Annotated in this window: 14 protein-coding genes; 10 read left to right on the top strand and 4 right to left on the bottom strand. The window is 56.6% G+C overall.

Features of this window, described 5'->3' with window-relative positions; translation table 11 throughout:
- Positions 1–13: 13 nt before the first annotated feature.
- Entirely contained in the window at positions 14–1537 is a 1524-nt protein-coding gene (locus KGP21_RS27660) for a YifB family Mg chelatase-like AAA ATPase (RefSeq protein WP_094982438.1), read from the bottom strand.
- A gap of 343 nt (positions 1538–1880) precedes the next feature.
- Here KGP21_RS27660 and KGP21_RS27655 point away from each other — a divergent pair, with 343 nt between their 5' ends.
- The 8 genes from KGP21_RS27655 (at position 1881) to KGP21_RS27620 (ending at position 10526) form a co-directional block, all read left to right on the top strand.
- Positions 1881–3113, top strand: coding sequence for an MFS transporter (locus KGP21_RS27655; RefSeq protein ID WP_021807367.1), 1233 nt, complete (start codon positions 1881–1883; stop codon positions 3111–3113).
- Positions 3114–3246: 133 nt separating this feature from the next.
- The gene (gene ilvL, locus KGP21_RS27650) at positions 3247–3345 is read left to right on the top strand and encodes an ilv operon leader peptide (RefSeq protein WP_071681478.1); all 99 of its coding nucleotides are present in this window, start codon (positions 3247–3249) and stop codon (positions 3343–3345) included.
- A 141-nt stretch (positions 3346–3486) separates the two neighbouring features.
- On the top strand, positions 3487–5133 hold the full coding sequence (ilvG, locus tag KGP21_RS27645) for an acetolactate synthase 2 catalytic subunit (RefSeq protein ID WP_223538551.1): 1647 nt from the start codon (positions 3487–3489) through the stop codon (positions 5131–5133).
- Positions 5130–5387: an acetolactate synthase 2 small subunit gene (gene ilvM, locus KGP21_RS27640; RefSeq protein ID WP_021181824.1), complete on the top strand. Its 258-nt coding sequence runs from the start codon at positions 5130–5132 to the stop codon at positions 5385–5387. The genes ilvG and ilvM overlap by 4 nt, the downstream gene beginning before the upstream one ends.
- A gap of 21 nt (positions 5388–5408) precedes the next feature.
- Positions 5409–6335 (top strand): branched-chain-amino-acid transaminase, encoded by a 927-nt coding sequence (ilvE, locus tag KGP21_RS27635; protein WP_021181823.1) that lies wholly within the window; start codon positions 5409–5411, stop codon positions 6333–6335.
- 67 nt (positions 6336–6402) lie between these two features.
- On the top strand, positions 6403–8253 hold the full coding sequence (gene ilvD / locus KGP21_RS27630; protein ID WP_021181822.1) for a dihydroxy-acid dehydratase: 1851 nt from the start codon (positions 6403–6405) through the stop codon (positions 8251–8253).
- A gap of 5 nt (positions 8254–8258) precedes the next feature.
- Entirely contained in the window at positions 8259–9803 is a 1545-nt protein-coding gene (gene ilvA, locus KGP21_RS27625; RefSeq protein ID WP_021181821.1) for a threonine ammonia-lyase, biosynthetic, read from the top strand.
- Between the two features lie 21 nt (positions 9804–9824).
- Positions 9825–10526, top strand: a complete 702-nt coding sequence (locus tag KGP21_RS27620; protein WP_179253260.1) for a DUF2461 domain-containing protein — start codon at positions 9825–9827, stop codon at positions 10524–10526.
- On the opposite strand, the gene ilvY is transcribed toward KGP21_RS27620, so the two are convergent.
- Positions 10521–11405: an HTH-type transcriptional activator IlvY gene (gene ilvY, locus KGP21_RS27615; protein WP_039996195.1), complete on the bottom strand. Its 885-nt coding sequence runs from the start codon at positions 11403–11405 to the stop codon at positions 10521–10523. The genes KGP21_RS27620 and ilvY overlap by 6 nt on opposite strands.
- Positions 11406–11573: 168 nt before the next feature.
- On the opposite strand from ilvY, the gene ilvC reads away from it, so the two are divergent.
- Complete coding sequence (gene ilvC, locus KGP21_RS27610; protein WP_179253259.1) at positions 11574–13049, top strand: ketol-acid reductoisomerase; 1476 nt, start codon at positions 11574–11576, stop codon at positions 13047–13049.
- A gap of 87 nt (positions 13050–13136) precedes the next feature.
- On the opposite strand, the gene KGP21_RS27605 is transcribed toward ilvC, so the two are convergent.
- Positions 13137–14069, bottom strand: coding sequence for a sugar kinase (locus KGP21_RS27605; protein ID WP_021807372.1), 933 nt, complete (start codon positions 14067–14069; stop codon positions 13137–13139).
- 153 nt (positions 14070–14222) lie between these two features.
- Positions 14223–14426 (bottom strand): 2-hydroxymuconate tautomerase family protein, encoded by a 204-nt coding sequence (locus KGP21_RS27600; RefSeq protein WP_021181815.1) that lies wholly within the window; start codon positions 14424–14426, stop codon positions 14223–14225.
- Positions 14427–14568: 142 nt separating this feature from the next.
- Here KGP21_RS27600 and pdeH point away from each other — a divergent pair, with 142 nt between their 5' ends.
- Entirely contained in the window at positions 14569–15369 is an 801-nt protein-coding gene (pdeH, locus tag KGP21_RS27595; protein ID WP_071784888.1) for a cyclic-guanylate-specific phosphodiesterase, read from the top strand.
- Positions 15370–15374: the final 5 nt, after the last annotated feature.

Genomic DNA, 15374 nt, shown 5'->3' with positions numbered 1-15374 from the left:
TCGGCCCCATTTTTTATTCCAGGCTGCGGTGTAACTGCAGCAGCAGGCGATCCATACTGCGATAGCTGAGCGCTTCGCTGAGATGGCGTTTATCAATCTGTTGTTCCCCCGTCAAATCGGCCAGTGTGCGTGCCACTTTCAGGATGCGATGCCAGGCTCGAACCGATAATCCCAGTTGGCTCAGCGTTCTTTCTAAAAACTCCGCTTCCGCTGCAGGTAAATGGCAATCCCGATCCACCTCGCGGTTACTCAACAGCGCATTCACTTTACCTGCACGTGCCAGCTGCCGCTCGCGCGCCACCAGCACCCTTTGACGTACCTGTTGGCTGCTTTCCCCCGCATGGCGCTGCTTGGCCAGTACGCCTGGTGGCAGCAGTGGCACCTCAATCGACAAATCAAATCGATCGAGGAAGGGGCCAGAGAGCCTGCCGAGGTAGCGCAAAATCTGCTGCGGTGGCGTGCGGTTGTGTATGCCCTGATAGTGTCCGGTTGGGCTGGGGTTCATCGCTGCAATCAGCTGCACCCTGGCTGGGAAGCGTACCTTGGCACTAGCGCGTGAGATGACGATTTCACCGGATTCCAGCGGCTCACGCAGCGCATCCAATACTCGCCGTTCAAATTCCGGTAACTCATCCAGAAATAGCACGCCGTTGTGCGCCATGGAGATTTCCCCTGGCCGTGGCAAGGAACCACCTCCAACCAGTGCAGCCATCGAAGCGCTGTGATGCGGGGCACGAAACGGCCGCTGTCGCCATGGCAGGGTTTCATCAGGGTGATGCAATAAGCTGGCAACGGCCACGCTTTCCAACGCCTCCCGATCGCTTAACGGCGGCAGCAAACCGTTGAGGCGGCTGGCCAGCATGGTTTTTCCGGTGCCCGGAGGGCCAAGCAGCAATAGGTTGTGGCCCCCGGCCGCGGCAATTTCCAACGCTCGTTTTGCCTGCTCCTGGCCAATGACTTCCTGCAGGTCGGCAGTTTCCGTTGACGTGGCGGCCGCAGGGGGCGCTACGGCGATCGGCAGCTCACCCTTACCTTGCAAAAAAGCGCAAACCTCAAGCAAATGTTCCGCGACTCGGGTTGTGCTGTTGGGAAGCAACCCTGCCTCTTTGCCGTTGGCCGCTGCGAGGATCAGCTCACGCTTGGCCTCGGCTGCCGCTATTGCCGCCGGAATGGCGCCGTGCACCGCCCTCAATGCGCCAGAAAGCGCCAATTCACCCAGGAACTCATAGTGCGCCAACTTATCTGCTGGCAACTGTTCTGAGGCCGCCAGAATGGCCAGCGCAATGGGTAAATCATAGCGCCCCCCTTCCTTAGGCAAATCGGCGGGTGCCAGATTGACGGTGATGCGTTTGGCCGGAAAGGTGAAGCCGTTGTTGATCAGTGCGCTGCGCACCCGGTCACGGGCTTCTTTCACCGTGGTTTCCGGTAGACCGACCAGCGTGAGGCCGGGTAATCCGTTGCTGATATGGACTTCAACCATGACCGAAGGTGCCTGCACGCCGATCGTGGCACGGGTATAGATTACCGCCAGTGACATATTGCTCTCCTCGCTGAAGGCAACATGATGCGGGAACGGACCGATAGCTGCGCTCTATTCATCGTCAACTTGCGTAGTGCTACAAAATTAAAAGTAATTTATTTCATCAGGTTAGTGGTGTTTTTCGAGCCGGCACGCATTTCACTGTAATACCCCTTAACAATTACCACAAGGTTGCAACAAATTAGCAAGCTAACCAAGTTGCAACAGCAGGGTTAATGGGTGTATTTAACAATTGGTTAAAATAAAAAATCACTTCATTAACAAAGCCCCGACCGCTACCGCACCCGCTGCGGCCGCCGCTAAACCTGATAACTTCATACTCTACGGTAGGGATAACACTATGTTCGGTTGGACTCCGCTGCAGCGCAATGCGGCAATTGCCAGCTTTTCAAGCTGGACGCTCGACGCTTTCGATTTCTTTGTGCTGGTCTTCCTGCTCAGCGATATAGCTCAGGCTTTTCAGGTGGGGATGGAAGAAGTCACCCTGGCGATCCTGCTGACGTTGGCGGTGCGCCCGATTGGCGCCCTGATCTTTGGCCGTGCGGCGGAAAAGTACGGCCGTAAACCAATCCTGATGTTGAATATCGTGTTTTTCTCGGTATTCGAGCTGTTGTCGGCGGCCGCTCCTTCTTTGACCGTCTTCCTGTTGCTGCGTGTGCTTTACGGCGTGGCGATGGGGGGCATCTGGGGCGTGGCCTCTTCGCTGGCGATGGAAAGCATCCCAGATCGTTCGCGCGGCCTGATGTCCGGTATCTTCCAGGCGGGGTATCCGTTTGGCTATCTGTTGGCGGCGGTGGCCTACGGCCTGCTGTTTGAAGTGGTCGGCTGGCGTGGCATGTTCGTGATCGGGGCCGCGCCAATCCTGTTACTGCCGTTTATCTACTTCTGCGTGGAAGAGTCGCCGGTGTGGCTGGCGGCACGGGCTCGTAAAGAAAGCACCGCTTTGCTGCCAGTCCTGAAGAGTCATTGGAAGCTGTGTGTCTATCTGGTGCTGCTGATGGCGGCGTTTAATTTCTTCTCTCACGGCACCCAGGATATGTATCCGGCCTTCCTGAAAATTCAGCACGGTTTCGATCCTAAAACCGTCAGTATTATCGCCATTAGCTACAATATCGCGTCCATTATCGGCGGTATTTTCTTTGGTGCCCTGTCGGAAAAAATTGGCCGTAAGAAAGCCATTATTATTGCGGCCCTGCTGGCGTTACCGGTGATCCCGCTGTGGGCCTTCGCCAGCGGTTCGCTGATGCTGGGGCTGGGGGCGTTCATGATGCAATTCATGGTGCAGGGCGCGTGGGGTGTGATCCCAACCTACCTCAACGAACTGGTGCCAGCGAATACCCGCGCGGTGTTGCCGGGGTTTGTCTATCAGCTGGGTAATCTTATTGCCTCAGTGAACGCGACCTTGCAGGCCACGATTGCGGAACATCATGGGCAAAACTACGGCCTGGCGATGGCGATGATTGCCGGGACGGTGGCGATCGTGATCGCGGTGCTGGTGTATTTCGGCAAGGATACGCGCGGCAAAGCGATTGCGGTGGAAAGTAAAGCGCCTGGTGCTGGTGTTAGCGTTTGAATTTCATGCGCTTTGTTGCAGCTTTGACCCGGCAGCGCCGAATAATAACGCAAAAAAAGTGTTGTCAGGTTACCGGCTGCTATGGTAACTCTGTAGGCATTAGTTCGAAACGAGCACAGTGAACAACCCAATTATGAAAGCCCTAGCCCAAGTGATTAGCCTAGTCGTGATTAGCGTGGTGGTGATTATTATCCCACCGTGCGGGGCTGCACTTGGACGAAGAAAGGCTTAGAAAACAAGCCGGAATCGCAAGATAACCCCCGCACCCAAAAGGTCCGGGGGTTTTTTTATGCCAAGAAAATATGAACAAGGAGCAGAGAATGACCAACAGAATAAAATCCTGCACTTCCCGCAACAAGGCGGGGAAATAACCATGAATGGTGCTCAGTGGGTAGTTCAAGCGTTGCGTGCGCAGGGGGTAGACAAGGTATTCGGCTATCCCGGTGGTGCGATCATGCCGGTCTACGATGCGTTGTATGACGGCGGAGTTGAACATCTGCTGTGTCGTCATGAGCAGGGTGCGGCGATTGCGGCCATTGGCTATGCTCGTTCCAGCGGCAAAGTTGGCGTCTGTATCGCCACCTCTGGCCCCGGAGCGACCAACCTGATCACCGGGTTGGCGGATGCGCTGTTGGACTCGGTGCCAGTGGTTGCGATCACCGGTCAGGTAGGCTCTGCGCTTATCGGTACCGATGCTTTTCAGGAGATCGATGTTCTTGGCCTGTCTCTGGCCTGTACCAAACACAGTTTCCTGGTGGAGTCGCTGGAAGCGCTGCCAGGGATCATGGCAGAGGCTTTTGCCATCGCCACCAGCGGCCGCCCAGGCCCGGTACTGATCGACATCCCGAAAGACATCCAACTGGCGCAGGGCGATTTGCCTCCTCATCTGATGCCGGTAGAAGACCAGTTTGAACATCCTACGGCGGAGCTGGCTATGGCCACGCAGTTGCTGGCACAGGCGCAGAAGCCAATGCTGTACGTGGGCGGTGGCGTAGGGATGGCGCAGGCAGTCTCGGCATTACGGGAATTTGTCGAGCTGACGCAAATCCCAACCGTGGCGACCTTGAAAGGCTTGGGCGCACCGGATGCCAACCATCCGTATTATCTCGGCATGTTGGGTATGCATGGCACCAAAGCTGCCAACTTCGCCGTGCAGGAGTGTGATTTATTGATAGCCGTAGGCGCGCGTTTTGACGATCGGGTGACCGGCAAGCTGAACGCCTTTGCGCCGCAGGCCAAGGTGATCCACATGGATATCGATCCGGCAGAAATGAGCAAGCTGCGTCAGGCACATGTGGCCCTGCAAGGGGATCTGAGAACCCTGCTGCCAGCGCTGCAACAGCCGATGCAGATCGCCCCTTGGCTGCAACGGGTGGCCGAACTGAAAGAAACTCACCCTTGGCGTTACGACCACCCGGGCCAACCGATCTATGCTCCGTTGCTGCTCAAGCAACTGTCTGAACGCAAACCGGCCAATACCGTGGTGACCACCGACGTGGGCCAGCACCAGATGTGGACCGCGCAGCACATGAGCTTTGAACGCCCAGAGAACTTCATCACCTCCAGCGGGTTGGGGACGATGGGCTTCGGTATCCCCGCAGCGGTAGGTGCGCAGATGGCACGCCCGGATGATATGGTGATCTGCGTGTCCGGAGATGGTTCCTTCATGATGAACGTGCAGGAGCTGGGTACCATCAAACGCAAACAGTTACCGCTGAAAATCGTGTTACTGGATAACCAGCGTTTAGGGATGGTTCGTCAGTGGCAGCAACTGTTCTTTGATGGCCGTTACAGCGAAACCAACCTCTCCGATAACCCCGATTTCCTGATATTGGCCAGCGCTTTCGGCATCCCCGGCCAACGTATTACCCGCAAAGACCAGGTCGCAGACGCGCTCGATACCTTGCTTAACAGCGAAGGGCCTTATCTGCTGCAGGTTTCCATTGATGAACTCGAGAACGTCTGGCCGCTGGTGCCGCCGGGCGCAGGCAACGAAACCATGTTGGAGAAAGTATCATGATGCAGCATCAACTCTCGATCCAGGCCCGCTTCCGCCCTGAAATGTTAGAGCGCGTATTGCGCGTTGTTCGTCACCGTGGCTTCCAGGTCTGTGCTATGAATATGGCTTCGGGCAGCAATAGCGACGATATAAATATTGAATTGACCGTTGCCAGCCAGCGCCCTGTGGATTTACTGTCATCTCAGTTGAGCAAACTGATGGATGTCTCCAGCGTTGAGATCCAGCAACAATCATCACAACAAATACGCGCCTGATTGCGCAAAAGGAACAGAACAATGACGAAGAAAGCCGATTATATTTGGTTCAATGGTGAGATGGTTCCTTGGGCCGATGCCAAGGTTCACGTAATGTCGCATGCGCTGCACTACGGAACGTCGGTATTTGAAGGGGTTCGCTGCTACGACTCCCATAAAGGCCCGGTGGTATTCCGCCACCGTGAACATATGCAGCGTCTGCATGACTCGGCAAAAATTTACCGCATGCCGGTAACGCAAAGCGTCGATGAACTGATGGAAGCCTGCCGTGCTACGCTGCGTAAAAACAATCTGGTCAGCGCGTATATTCGTCCTTTGGTGTTTGTTGGTGATGTTGGCATGGGCGTTAACCCACCGGCAGGCTATAAAACCGACGTGATTATCGCGGCGTTTCCTTGGGGCGCATATCTGGGTGAAGAAGCGCTGGATCAAGGTATCGATGCGATGGTCTCTTCCTGGCACCGTGTAGCACCAAACACCATTCCTACCGCGGCGAAAGCCGGGGGCAACTATCTTTCCTCACTGCTGGTGGGCAGCGAAGCACGCCGCCACGGCTATCAGGAAGGTATCGCGCTAGACGTTCACGGCTATATCTCTGAAGGCGCAGGCGAGAACCTGTTTGAAGTGAAAGACGGCGTACTGTTTACTCCACCGTTCACCTCTTCTGCCCTGCCAGGTATCACGCGTGACGCGATCATCAAGCTGGCAAAAGACATGGGCTTCGAAGTGCGCGAGCAAGTGCTTTCCCGTGAGTCTCTGTATCTGGCGGACGAAGTGTTTATGTCCGGCACCGCGGCGGAAATCACGCCGGTGCGCAGCGTGGATGGCATTCAGGTAGGGATCGGCAAGTGCGGCCCAATTACCAAGCAGATCCAGCAGGCGTTCTTTGGCCTGTTCAGCGGCAAAACCGAAGACAAGTACGGCTGGTTGGATCCGGTAAACCAATAACGACAGACAACACTAAACGGATGGTTCGTTCGCCGTCCGTAAAATGACTATTTTTGGAGTGAAGAGCATGCCTAAGTACCGTTCCGCCACCACCACCCACGGCCGCAACATGGCGGGTGCCCGCGCATTATGGCGCGCGACCGGGATGACCGACGACGATTTCGGCAAACCGATTATTGCGGTGGTCAACTCCTTCACCCAGTTTGTGCCGGGCCATGTGCACCTGCGCGACCTGGGCAAGCTGGTTGCAGAACAGATCGAAGCCTCCGGCGGCGTCGCCAAAGAGTTCAACACCATTGCGGTGGATGATGGGATCGCCATGGGCCACGGCGGCATGCTCTATTCTCTGCCGTCGCGCGAACTGATCGCCGACTCGGTGGAGTATATGGTGAATGCCCACTGCGCCGATGCGATGGTATGTATCTCCAATTGCGACAAGATCACCCCAGGGATGCTGATGGCGTCACTGCGCCTGAATATTCCGGTGATCTTCGTTTCCGGCGGCCCGATGGAAGCCGGTAAAACCAAGCTTTCCGACAAAATCATCAAGCTGGACCTGATCGATGCGATGATCCAGGGTGCCAACCCGAACGTCAGCGACGCCGACAGCGCGCAGATCGAGCGTTCCGCTTGCCCAACCTGTGGCTCGTGCTCCGGGATGTTTACCGCCAACTCCATGAACTGCCTGACCGAAGCGTTGGGCCTGTCTCAGCCGGGCAACGGCTCGCTGCTGGCGACCCACGCCGATCGTAAGGATCTCTTCCTGAACGCCGGTAAGCGCATCGTCGAACTGACCAAGCGTTACTACGAGCAGGACGATGAGAGTGCACTGCCACGCAGCATCGCCAACAAGGCCGCATTCGAAAATGCGATGACTCTGGACATTGCGATGGGCGGCTCCACCAATACCGTACTGCACCTGTTGGCGGCAGCGCAGGAAGGCGAGATCGACTTCGCCATGGCGGATATCGATCGCCTGTCCCGCAAAGTGCCACATCTGTGCAAAGTGGCGCCAAGCACTCAGAAATACCATATGGAAGACGTACACCGTGCCGGTGGCGTACTTGCCATTCTTGGCGAGCTGGATCGCGCCGGGCTGATGAACCGCGATGTGGATAACATCCTGGGGATGAAGCTGCCAGAGACCCTGGAAAAGTACGACATCATGCTGACCCAGGATGAGGCCGTGAAGAAAATGTTCCGCGCAGGTCCGGCGGGCATCCGCACCACCCAGGCATTCTCACAGGACTGCCGTTGGGACACGCTGGACAACGATCGTGCCGATGGCTGTATCCGCTCCTTGGAAAACGCCTTCAGTCTGGAAGGGGGCTTGGCGGTGCTGTATGGCAACATGGCCGAAGACGGCAGCATCGTTAAAACCGCTGGCGTGGATAAAGACAACCTGACTTTCCGTGGGCCAGCCAAAGTTTATGAGAGCCAGGATACGGCCGTTGAGGCGATTCTTGGCGGTAAAGTGGTGGCCGGCGACGTAGTGGTGATCCGCTATGAAGGGCCAAAAGGCGGGCCGGGCATGCAGGAAATGCTCTACCCAACCACCTATCTGAAATCGATGGGGCTGGGCAAGGCCTGTGCGCTGATCACCGATGGTCGCTTCTCAGGCGGCACCTCCGGTTTATCCATTGGTCACGTTTCGCCGGAAGCGGCCAGCGGCGGCCTGATTGCGCTGGTGGAAGAAGGGGACATGATCGATATCGATATCCCGAAACGCAGCATGGTGCTGGATGTGCCGGAGAGCGTACTGGCTGCACGCCGTGAGGCGGAACTGGCACGCGGTGATGCGGCCTGGACACCGAAAGCGCGTGAGCGCCAGGTATCTTATGCGTTACGTGCTTACGCTACGCTGGCCACCAGTGCTGATAAAGGCGCAGTGCGGGACAAGAGCAAGCTGGGAGGCTAACCACCATGGCGGTATCACAACCCCTACCCGACGCCCCCTGTGGCGCCGAATATTTGCGAGCGGTACTCCGCTCGCCAGTTTACGAGGTGGCTCAGGTCACCCCGTTACAGACCATGGGCAAGATCTCTGCGCGCCTCGGCAATACCATTCTGGTGAAGCGCGAAGATCGCCAGCCGGTGCACAGCTTTAAGCTGCGCGGGGCTTACGCGATGATTGCCAGCCTGGATGAAGAGCAGAGGGCGCGTGGTGTGGTCACGGCCTCTGCGGGCAACCATGCGCAGGGCGTCGCCTTTTCCGGCAACCGTTTGGGGATCAAAACCCTGATCGTGATGCCGGTGTCGACGGCGGATATCAAGGTTGATGCGGTGCGCGGTTTCGGCGGTGAAGTGTTGCTGCACGGCGCCAACTTCGACGAAGCCAAGGTCAAGGCGATTGAGCTTTCGCAGCAACAGGGCATGACCTTTGTACCCCCGTTCGATCACCCGGCAGTCATTGCCGGGCAGGGCACTTTGGCGATGGAGCTATTGCAGCAGGACGCGCACCTGGACCGGGTGTTTGTGCCGGTTGGCGGTGGCGGCCTGGCGGCCGGTGTCGCGGTGCTGATCAAGCAACTGATGCCGCAAATCAAAGTGATTGGCGTGGAAGCTGAGGATTCGGCCTGTCTGCGTGCGGCGCTGGATGCCGGGCAGCCGGTCGATCTGGCGCGCGTCGGGTTGTTTGCTGAAGGCGTGGCAGTAAAGCGCATCGGTGATGAAACCTTCCGTCTGTGCCGTGAATACCTTGATGATGTGATCACCGTCGATAGCGATGCGATCTGCGCAGCGGTGAAAGATCTGTTCGAAGACGTGCGGGCCATCGCCGAACCTTCTGGCGCGCTGGCGTTGGCAGGGCTGAAAAAATACGTGCAGCAGCACAATATTCAGGGCGAGCGGCTGGCCCATGTGCTTTCCGGTGCCAATGTGAATTTCCACGGACTGCGCTACGTTTCCGAACGTTGCGAACTGGGCGAACAACGCGAAGCGCTGCTGGCGGTGACCATTCCAGAACAGAAGGGCAGCTTCCTGAAGTTCTGCCAGCTGTTGGGTGGCCGTGCGGTTACCGAGTTCAACTACCGCTATGCCGATGCTGACAACGCCTGCATCTTTGTCGGGGTCCGCCTGACCAGGGGCCATACCGAGCGGCTGGAAATCATCGATGAGCTGAACCGTGATGGCTATCAGGTGGTAGACCTGTCCGACGATGAGATGGCAAAACTGCACGTGCGTTACATGGTGGGCGGGCGGCCTTCGAAACCGCTGCGTGAGCGTCTGTACAGCTTTGAGTTCCCAGAGTCACCGGGCGCTCTGCTCAAGTTCCTGCAAACGCTGGGCACGCACTGGAATATTTCGCTGTTCCACTACCGCAGCCACGGTACCGATTTTGGTCGCGTGCTGGCAGGGTTTGAGCTTTCTCAGACTGAGCCAGAGTTTGAGCAACACCTGCAGGCGCTGGGTTACGACTGCCATGATGAGACCGACAACCCGGCCTTCCGGTTCTTCCTGCAGGGCTAACATCGGCGACAAGGATAGCGTATGAGTAATGAGTTCACCGGGTTCAGCCAACAAGGGCTGGACTTCCTGCAACAGGTGCGGATCGAGAACGACAAGGAGTGGTTTGATGCCAATCGGGGCGTGTATGACCGTGAGCTGTTAACGCCGTTCCGTTCGCTGGTGGATGCGCTGAGTCCTGCGATGCTGATGATTGACCCGCAGTTTGAAACCCGTCCGGCCATTGGCAAAACGCTGTCGCGCATTCATCGCGACACGCGTTTTTCCCATGATAAATCCCGCTACCGTAGCCGCATGTGGCTGACCTTCAAGCGGCCAAGCAAAGACTGGAAGCTGGCACCGGTGTACTTCTTTGAACTGGGGCCGGACATGCTGCGTTATGGCCTGGGTTATTACAGCGCCGACAAAGCCACCATGGATCTGTTTCGCCACACCTTGCTGCGCAGACCACAGCCGTTTTTGGAGGTGGCCGAGTGCTGCCGCGCGCCGTTCGAGCTGGTGGGGGAAAGCTATAAGCGCCCGTTAGTGAAGGATCAGGCACCGGAGATTGCTACTTGGTACAACCGCAAATCCTTCGCGGTGATGGCCACAGATAATCAGGTGGAAAAGCTGTTCAGCGCCGATCTGGTCGCTACCCTTACGCAGAGTTTCCAGCAGTTGGAGCCGCTGTACCAGTGGCTGATGCAGGTGGAAGCGATGAAGCAGATCGACCCCGAAGATTTATGAGAGCAAACGCCAGAACGCCTCAATCAGCGGTTCGTTGAGGCGTTTTTTCGGCACGCAGACCCCCAGTTCGAACGGTTCGACCATCGAGATATTTTCCAACTGAGAGATGCGGTTGCGAACGGGCTCCGGGCTATTATCTACCACCACGCTGGGGATCAGCGCGATACCGCAGCCTAATGCCACCATCGAAACAATCGCCTCATGCCCGCCGACGGTGGCGTAAATCAGCGGATTGGTGATGTGCTGGCGGCGGAACCACAGCTCGATGCGTTTTCTTGATGGGCCATGCTCCGGCAGGATAAACGGCATATTGGCCCAGTCCGGCTGCTCTGCAAAAGCCTGCGTTCGAACCGCACACGGCAGAGCGGGAGCAATCAGCACCAGCGGGATCTCACCGATTTGGGTGAAGGCGACGCTGGTGGGGAGTGTTTCAGGCCGCCCGGCGATACCAAGGTCGGCCTCGTTGGATTGTACTTTGTCCACCGCATCGGCGGCATCACCGGTAGTCAATTTGATTTCAACCAGGGGATGCTGGGCACGGAAGCGGTCGAGGATCGGTGGCAGATGACTGTAAGCGGCAGTGACCGAGCAGAACAAGCGTAGCTCGCCACTCAGAGAAGGGCCGTGCTGGCCAAGCGAATGTTTCAACTGCTGATACTGCAGCAGCGTTTGTTGAGCAAACACTTTCAACTGTTCGCCAGCATCGGTCAGCTCTACGGTACGGTTATCACGCAGAAACAGCGGCTGCCCAAGCGTTTCTTCCAGCCGCTGGATCTGGCGGGAAAGCGTAGAGGGGCTGACGTGCATCGCCTTGGCCGTGCGGCCAAAGTGATGGCTTTCAGCCAGGTGCAGGAACAGCTTGAGATCACGTAAGTCCATAATCAGTACGCTCGCAGCGGGGTGTTGCAGAAATTGCAACGTCACGTTCGTAATATATCAATTTAAGCAACGCAATTCCTGTTATACATTGGTTTCAACGGATCCCGCATAGACAGGGCGGGAATGAGAATAATATTGCACGACACAACATCTAACTGGAGCATCACCATGGCTAACTATTTCAACACATTGAACCTGCGTCAGCAGTTGGCGCAATTGGGTAAGTGCCGTTTCATGGCGCGTGACGAATTTGCGGATGAAGCCGGTTACCTGAAAGGGAAAAAAGTGGTGATCGTCGGCTGTGGTGCTCAGGGTCTGAACCAGGGTCTGAACATGCGTGATTCCGGCCTGGACGTGGCTTATGCGCTGCGTAAAGAAGCGATTGCCGAGAAGCGTGCCTCATGGCGCAAAGCCACCGAGAACGGCTTCATGGTTGGCACCTACGAAGATCTGATCCCGCAGGCCGATCTGGTCGTTAACCTGACGCCAGACAAGCAGCACACCTCCGTAGTTCGCGCCGTACAGCCGCTGATGAAAGACGGTGCTGCGCTGGGCTACTCCCACGGCTTCAACATCGTTGAAGTTGGCGAGCAGGTTCGTAAAGACATCACCGTAGTGATGGTTGCACCTAAGTGCCCAGGTACCGAAGTGCGTGAAGAATACAAACGTGGTTTCGGTGTACCAACGCTGATCGCGGTTCACCCGGAAAACGATCCAAAAGGCGAAGGCATGGCGATTGCCAAGGCATGGGCGGCAGCCACTGGCGGCCATCGTGCAGGCGTGCTGGAATCTTCCTTCGTTGCAGAAGTGAAATCTGACCTGATGGGCGAGCAGACCATCCTGTGCGGTATGCTGCAAGCGGGTTCTCTGCTGTGCTTCGACAAGCTGGTATCTGAAGGTACCGACCCGGCGTACGCAGAAAAACTGATCCAGTTCGGTTGGGAAACCATCACCGAAGCGCTGAAGCAGGGCGGTATCACCCTGATGATGGATCGCCTGTCCAACCCGGCGAAACTGCGTGCCTATGCGCTGTCTGAGCAACTGAAAGGCATCATGGCTCCGCTGTTCCAGAAGCACATGGACGACATCATCTCTGGCGAATTCTCCAGCGGTATGATGGCAGACTGGGCCGCAGACGATGTGAAACTGCTGACCTGGCGTGAAGAGACCGGCAAAACCGCTTTCGAAACTGCGCCGCAGTTTGAAGGCAAAATCAGCGAGCAGGAATACTTCGACAACGGCGTACTGATGGTAGCAATGGTGAAAGCGGGCGTTGAGCTGGCCTTCGAAACCATGGTGGATTCAGGCATCATCGAAGAGTCTGCTTACTACGAATCACTGCACGAGCTGCCGCTGATCGCCAATACCATCGCGCGTAAGCGTCTGTATGAAATGAACGTGGTGATCTCCGATACTGCAGAATACGGTAACTACCTGTTCTCTTATGCGGCGGTACCGTTGCTGAAAGAGTTCATGACCACTCTGCAGGCGGGCGATCTGGGTAAATCAGTTGCTGGTACCACCGTTGACAACGCGCAACTGCGTGACGTGAACGAAGCGGTGCGCAACCACCCGATCGAATCCGTTGGCCGCAAACTGCGTGGTTATATGACCGATATGAAACGTATCGCAGTAGCCGGTTAAGCACCAAGATTGTAGAGGCCCGATTTATCGGGCCAACTAAAAAGGCCAGCATCGTTGCTGGCCTTTCGCCTATCTAGACGACAGGAATTATTGTGGCATCGCCTCGCGTGGGATGATGGCCCCGCGATACTGGATCACCGTGCTTGCGGTCAGGTGACCACGTTTGGCCGCGCTAACCGCATCACCGCCGGTCAGGCGTACAGCCAGATAACCCGCGCTGAAGGAATCTCCGGCGGCGGTGGTATCAATCACTTTCTCTTTTGGCAGTTTGACCGCGGGTACGTCGTGGGTTCCCCCATCGGCGCTGAACACCAGGCAGGAATCTGCGCCACGCTTAATCACAATCTCACTCACGCCAAAGTCGCGGGTACGGCTCACCACCTGCTCAACCGGCTGCTTGCCCCACAGTAAATCTTCATCATCCAGCGTCAGGAAGGCGATGTCGGTACAGGCCAGGACCTCGCGATAGGCCTGCTGAGTCTCTTGCTGGCTTTGCCACAGCCGCGGCCGATAGTTGTTATCGAAGATCACTTTGCCGCCGTTGGCCCGGCATTGGCGCAGCAGGGTCAGCAGTTTTTCCCGGCTGGCAGGGTTGAGGATCGCCACGCTGATACCGCTCAGATACAGGTAATCAAACTGCGCCAGCTGTGCACACAGGCTCTCTGCCTGCGGGCCATCCAGCCAGTAGCGTGCGGCCGCATCGTTGCGCCAGTAATAGAAGGTGCGCTCGCCGGTATCGTCGGTTTCGATCACGTACAGCCCCGGCAGCTTGTTGTCCAATTGCTGGATCAAATCGGTTTTTACCTGCTCCTGCTGCCAGGTTTGCAGCATTTCCCGGCTGAAGCTGTCGGTGCCTAGCGCGGTGACGTAATGCACGTTCAGCGCCTGTTGCGGCACCTGACGGGCGATATAGACGGCAGTGTTGAGGGTGTCGCCGCCGAATCCACGGCTGAGATCGGCGCCTTTCTGCGACAGTTCGATCATGCATTCGCCGATCACGGCGAGGTTTTTGCTGTTCATGATAATCCCTGGCTTGATAATGGGTCTGGTTGCTGCGAATACGTCCAGTCTCAACGCAAGGGCGAAGCGAGTCAATAGGAATAAAACAGCGTTTTAATTAGTTTATGATCGCGATCGGGAAACGCGTGGTTTCCCGCCGCTGAGGAAGGAAAACTACTTGGCCGCCGCGCGCAGATCGGTGACACATTGACCACCAATCCCCCAGTTATCGGTTTCCACTTCATCTATAACCACCACGGTAGTGGCCGGATTTTTGCCGAGCGTATCGACCAACAGTTGGGTCACGCCTGCAATTAGCTGTTTTTTCTGCTCCGCGGTTGCGCCTTCGCGGGTAATTTTGATATTTACGTAGGGCATTAAATTTTCCTCTTGTTATAGAAACGTTGCATGTAGGTAATGGTTTAATGTAGGGACCTTTTACCCAAGCTTAAAGTTTTATTGTGCGTTGCCGATAACAAGATCGACAAATTTCCGGCAACGTTATCGTTCCCATTCCCTAATGGCGATAGAACCGATGATAACCAACATGATCTCTGGTCTACTGACGCCATTGTTTGCCGCCTGGCAGCGTGCCAAGGTCTTCCGTTACTGGCGGCAGTGTCGGCGTTTGTATACTTTTCAGCCCATTTACCGCACCTGCGGCAAATTGCTGGCGGTAGAGCTGCTTACTGCGGTGCATCATCCGGCGGCACCGAGCAAGCCGGTCTCCCCAGAGGACTACTTTGCCGCGCTTGGGCTGCGCCAGCGCCTGGCGGTGCTTCAGGAACAGCTCAATTTACTGCAGCAATGGCAGGCCATGTTTATCCACCATGCGTTGATGGTCTCCATCAATATCGACGGCAAGGCCTTACAGGCCCTGCAGCGACACCCGGCGATGCAGCGGCAAATCAGCGTCATGCCTTACCTGCGTTTTGAGCTGGTTGAGCAGGCAGACAGGGCGTTGAATGGGCCGCTGCAGCATATCCGCGGAGCGGAGCGCCTGTGGCTGGATGATTTTGGTAGCGGGTTGGCGAATTTCTCTGCGGTCAGCAGTTGGCGTTATCAGTATATCAAGGTGGCGCGCGAGCTGTTCATGTTGCTCAAGCAAAGCGACGAGGGCATCCAGCTGTTTTTTACCCTGGTGCGCCTGATGAGCCAGCATAGCGACGGAGTGATTGTCGAAGGGGTAGAAACAGAGCAGGAATGGCTGCTGGTACAGCGCTCTGGCGCGTTTGCAGCCCAAGGGTATTACCTGAGCCGCCCTGCACATTTTGACCAGCTGAAAACGCTGCCTACGCGGTTTATTGCCCCCATCCCTTGACCCAT

Origin of the sequence: Serratia sp. JSRIV004 (assembly GCF_019968705.1) — a bacterium.
GTDB classification, from domain to species: domain Bacteria; phylum Pseudomonadota; class Gammaproteobacteria; order Enterobacterales; family Enterobacteriaceae; genus Chania; species Chania fonticola_B.
This window is presented reverse-complemented; position numbering and strand designations above follow the sequence as displayed.

Coding starts and splice junctions, on each gene's coding strand:
- KGP21_RS27605 (WP_021807372.1), bottom strand. CDS start 14,069: ATGAACAGCAAAAACCTCGCCGTGATCGGCGAATGCATGATCGAACTG.
- ilvY (WP_039996195.1), bottom strand. CDS start 11,405: ATGGACTTACGTGATCTCAAGCTGTTCCTGCACCTGGCTGAAAGCCAT.
- ilvD (WP_021181822.1), top strand. CDS start 6,403: ATGCCTAAGTACCGTTCCGCCACCACCACCCACGGCCGCAACATGGCG.
- ilvG (WP_223538551.1), top strand. CDS start 3,487: ATGAATGGTGCTCAGTGGGTAGTTCAAGCGTTGCGTGCGCAGGGGGTA.
- ilvL (WP_071681478.1), top strand. CDS start 3,247: ATGAAAGCCCTAGCCCAAGTGATTAGCCTAGTCGTGATTAGCGTGGTG.
- ilvE (WP_021181823.1), top strand. CDS start 5,409: ATGACGAAGAAAGCCGATTATATTTGGTTCAATGGTGAGATGGTTCCT.
- KGP21_RS27620 (WP_179253260.1), top strand. CDS start 9,825: ATGAGTAATGAGTTCACCGGGTTCAGCCAACAAGGGCTGGACTTCCTG.
- ilvC (WP_179253259.1), top strand. CDS start 11,574: ATGGCTAACTATTTCAACACATTGAACCTGCGTCAGCAGTTGGCGCAA.
- KGP21_RS27655 (WP_021807367.1), top strand. CDS start 1,881: ATGTTCGGTTGGACTCCGCTGCAGCGCAATGCGGCAATTGCCAGCTTT.
- ilvM (WP_021181824.1), top strand. CDS start 5,130: ATGATGCAGCATCAACTCTCGATCCAGGCCCGCTTCCGCCCTGAAATG.
- pdeH (WP_071784888.1), top strand. CDS start 14,569: ATGGCGATAGAACCGATGATAACCAACATGATCTCTGGTCTACTGACG.
- KGP21_RS27660 (WP_094982438.1), bottom strand. CDS start 1,537: ATGTCACTGGCGGTAATCTATACCCGTGCCACGATCGGCGTGCAGGCA.
- KGP21_RS27600 (WP_021181815.1), bottom strand. CDS start 14,426: ATGCCCTACGTAAATATCAAAATTACCCGCGAAGGCGCAACCGCGGAG.
- ilvA (WP_021181821.1), top strand. CDS start 8,259: ATGGCGGTATCACAACCCCTACCCGACGCCCCCTGTGGCGCCGAATAT.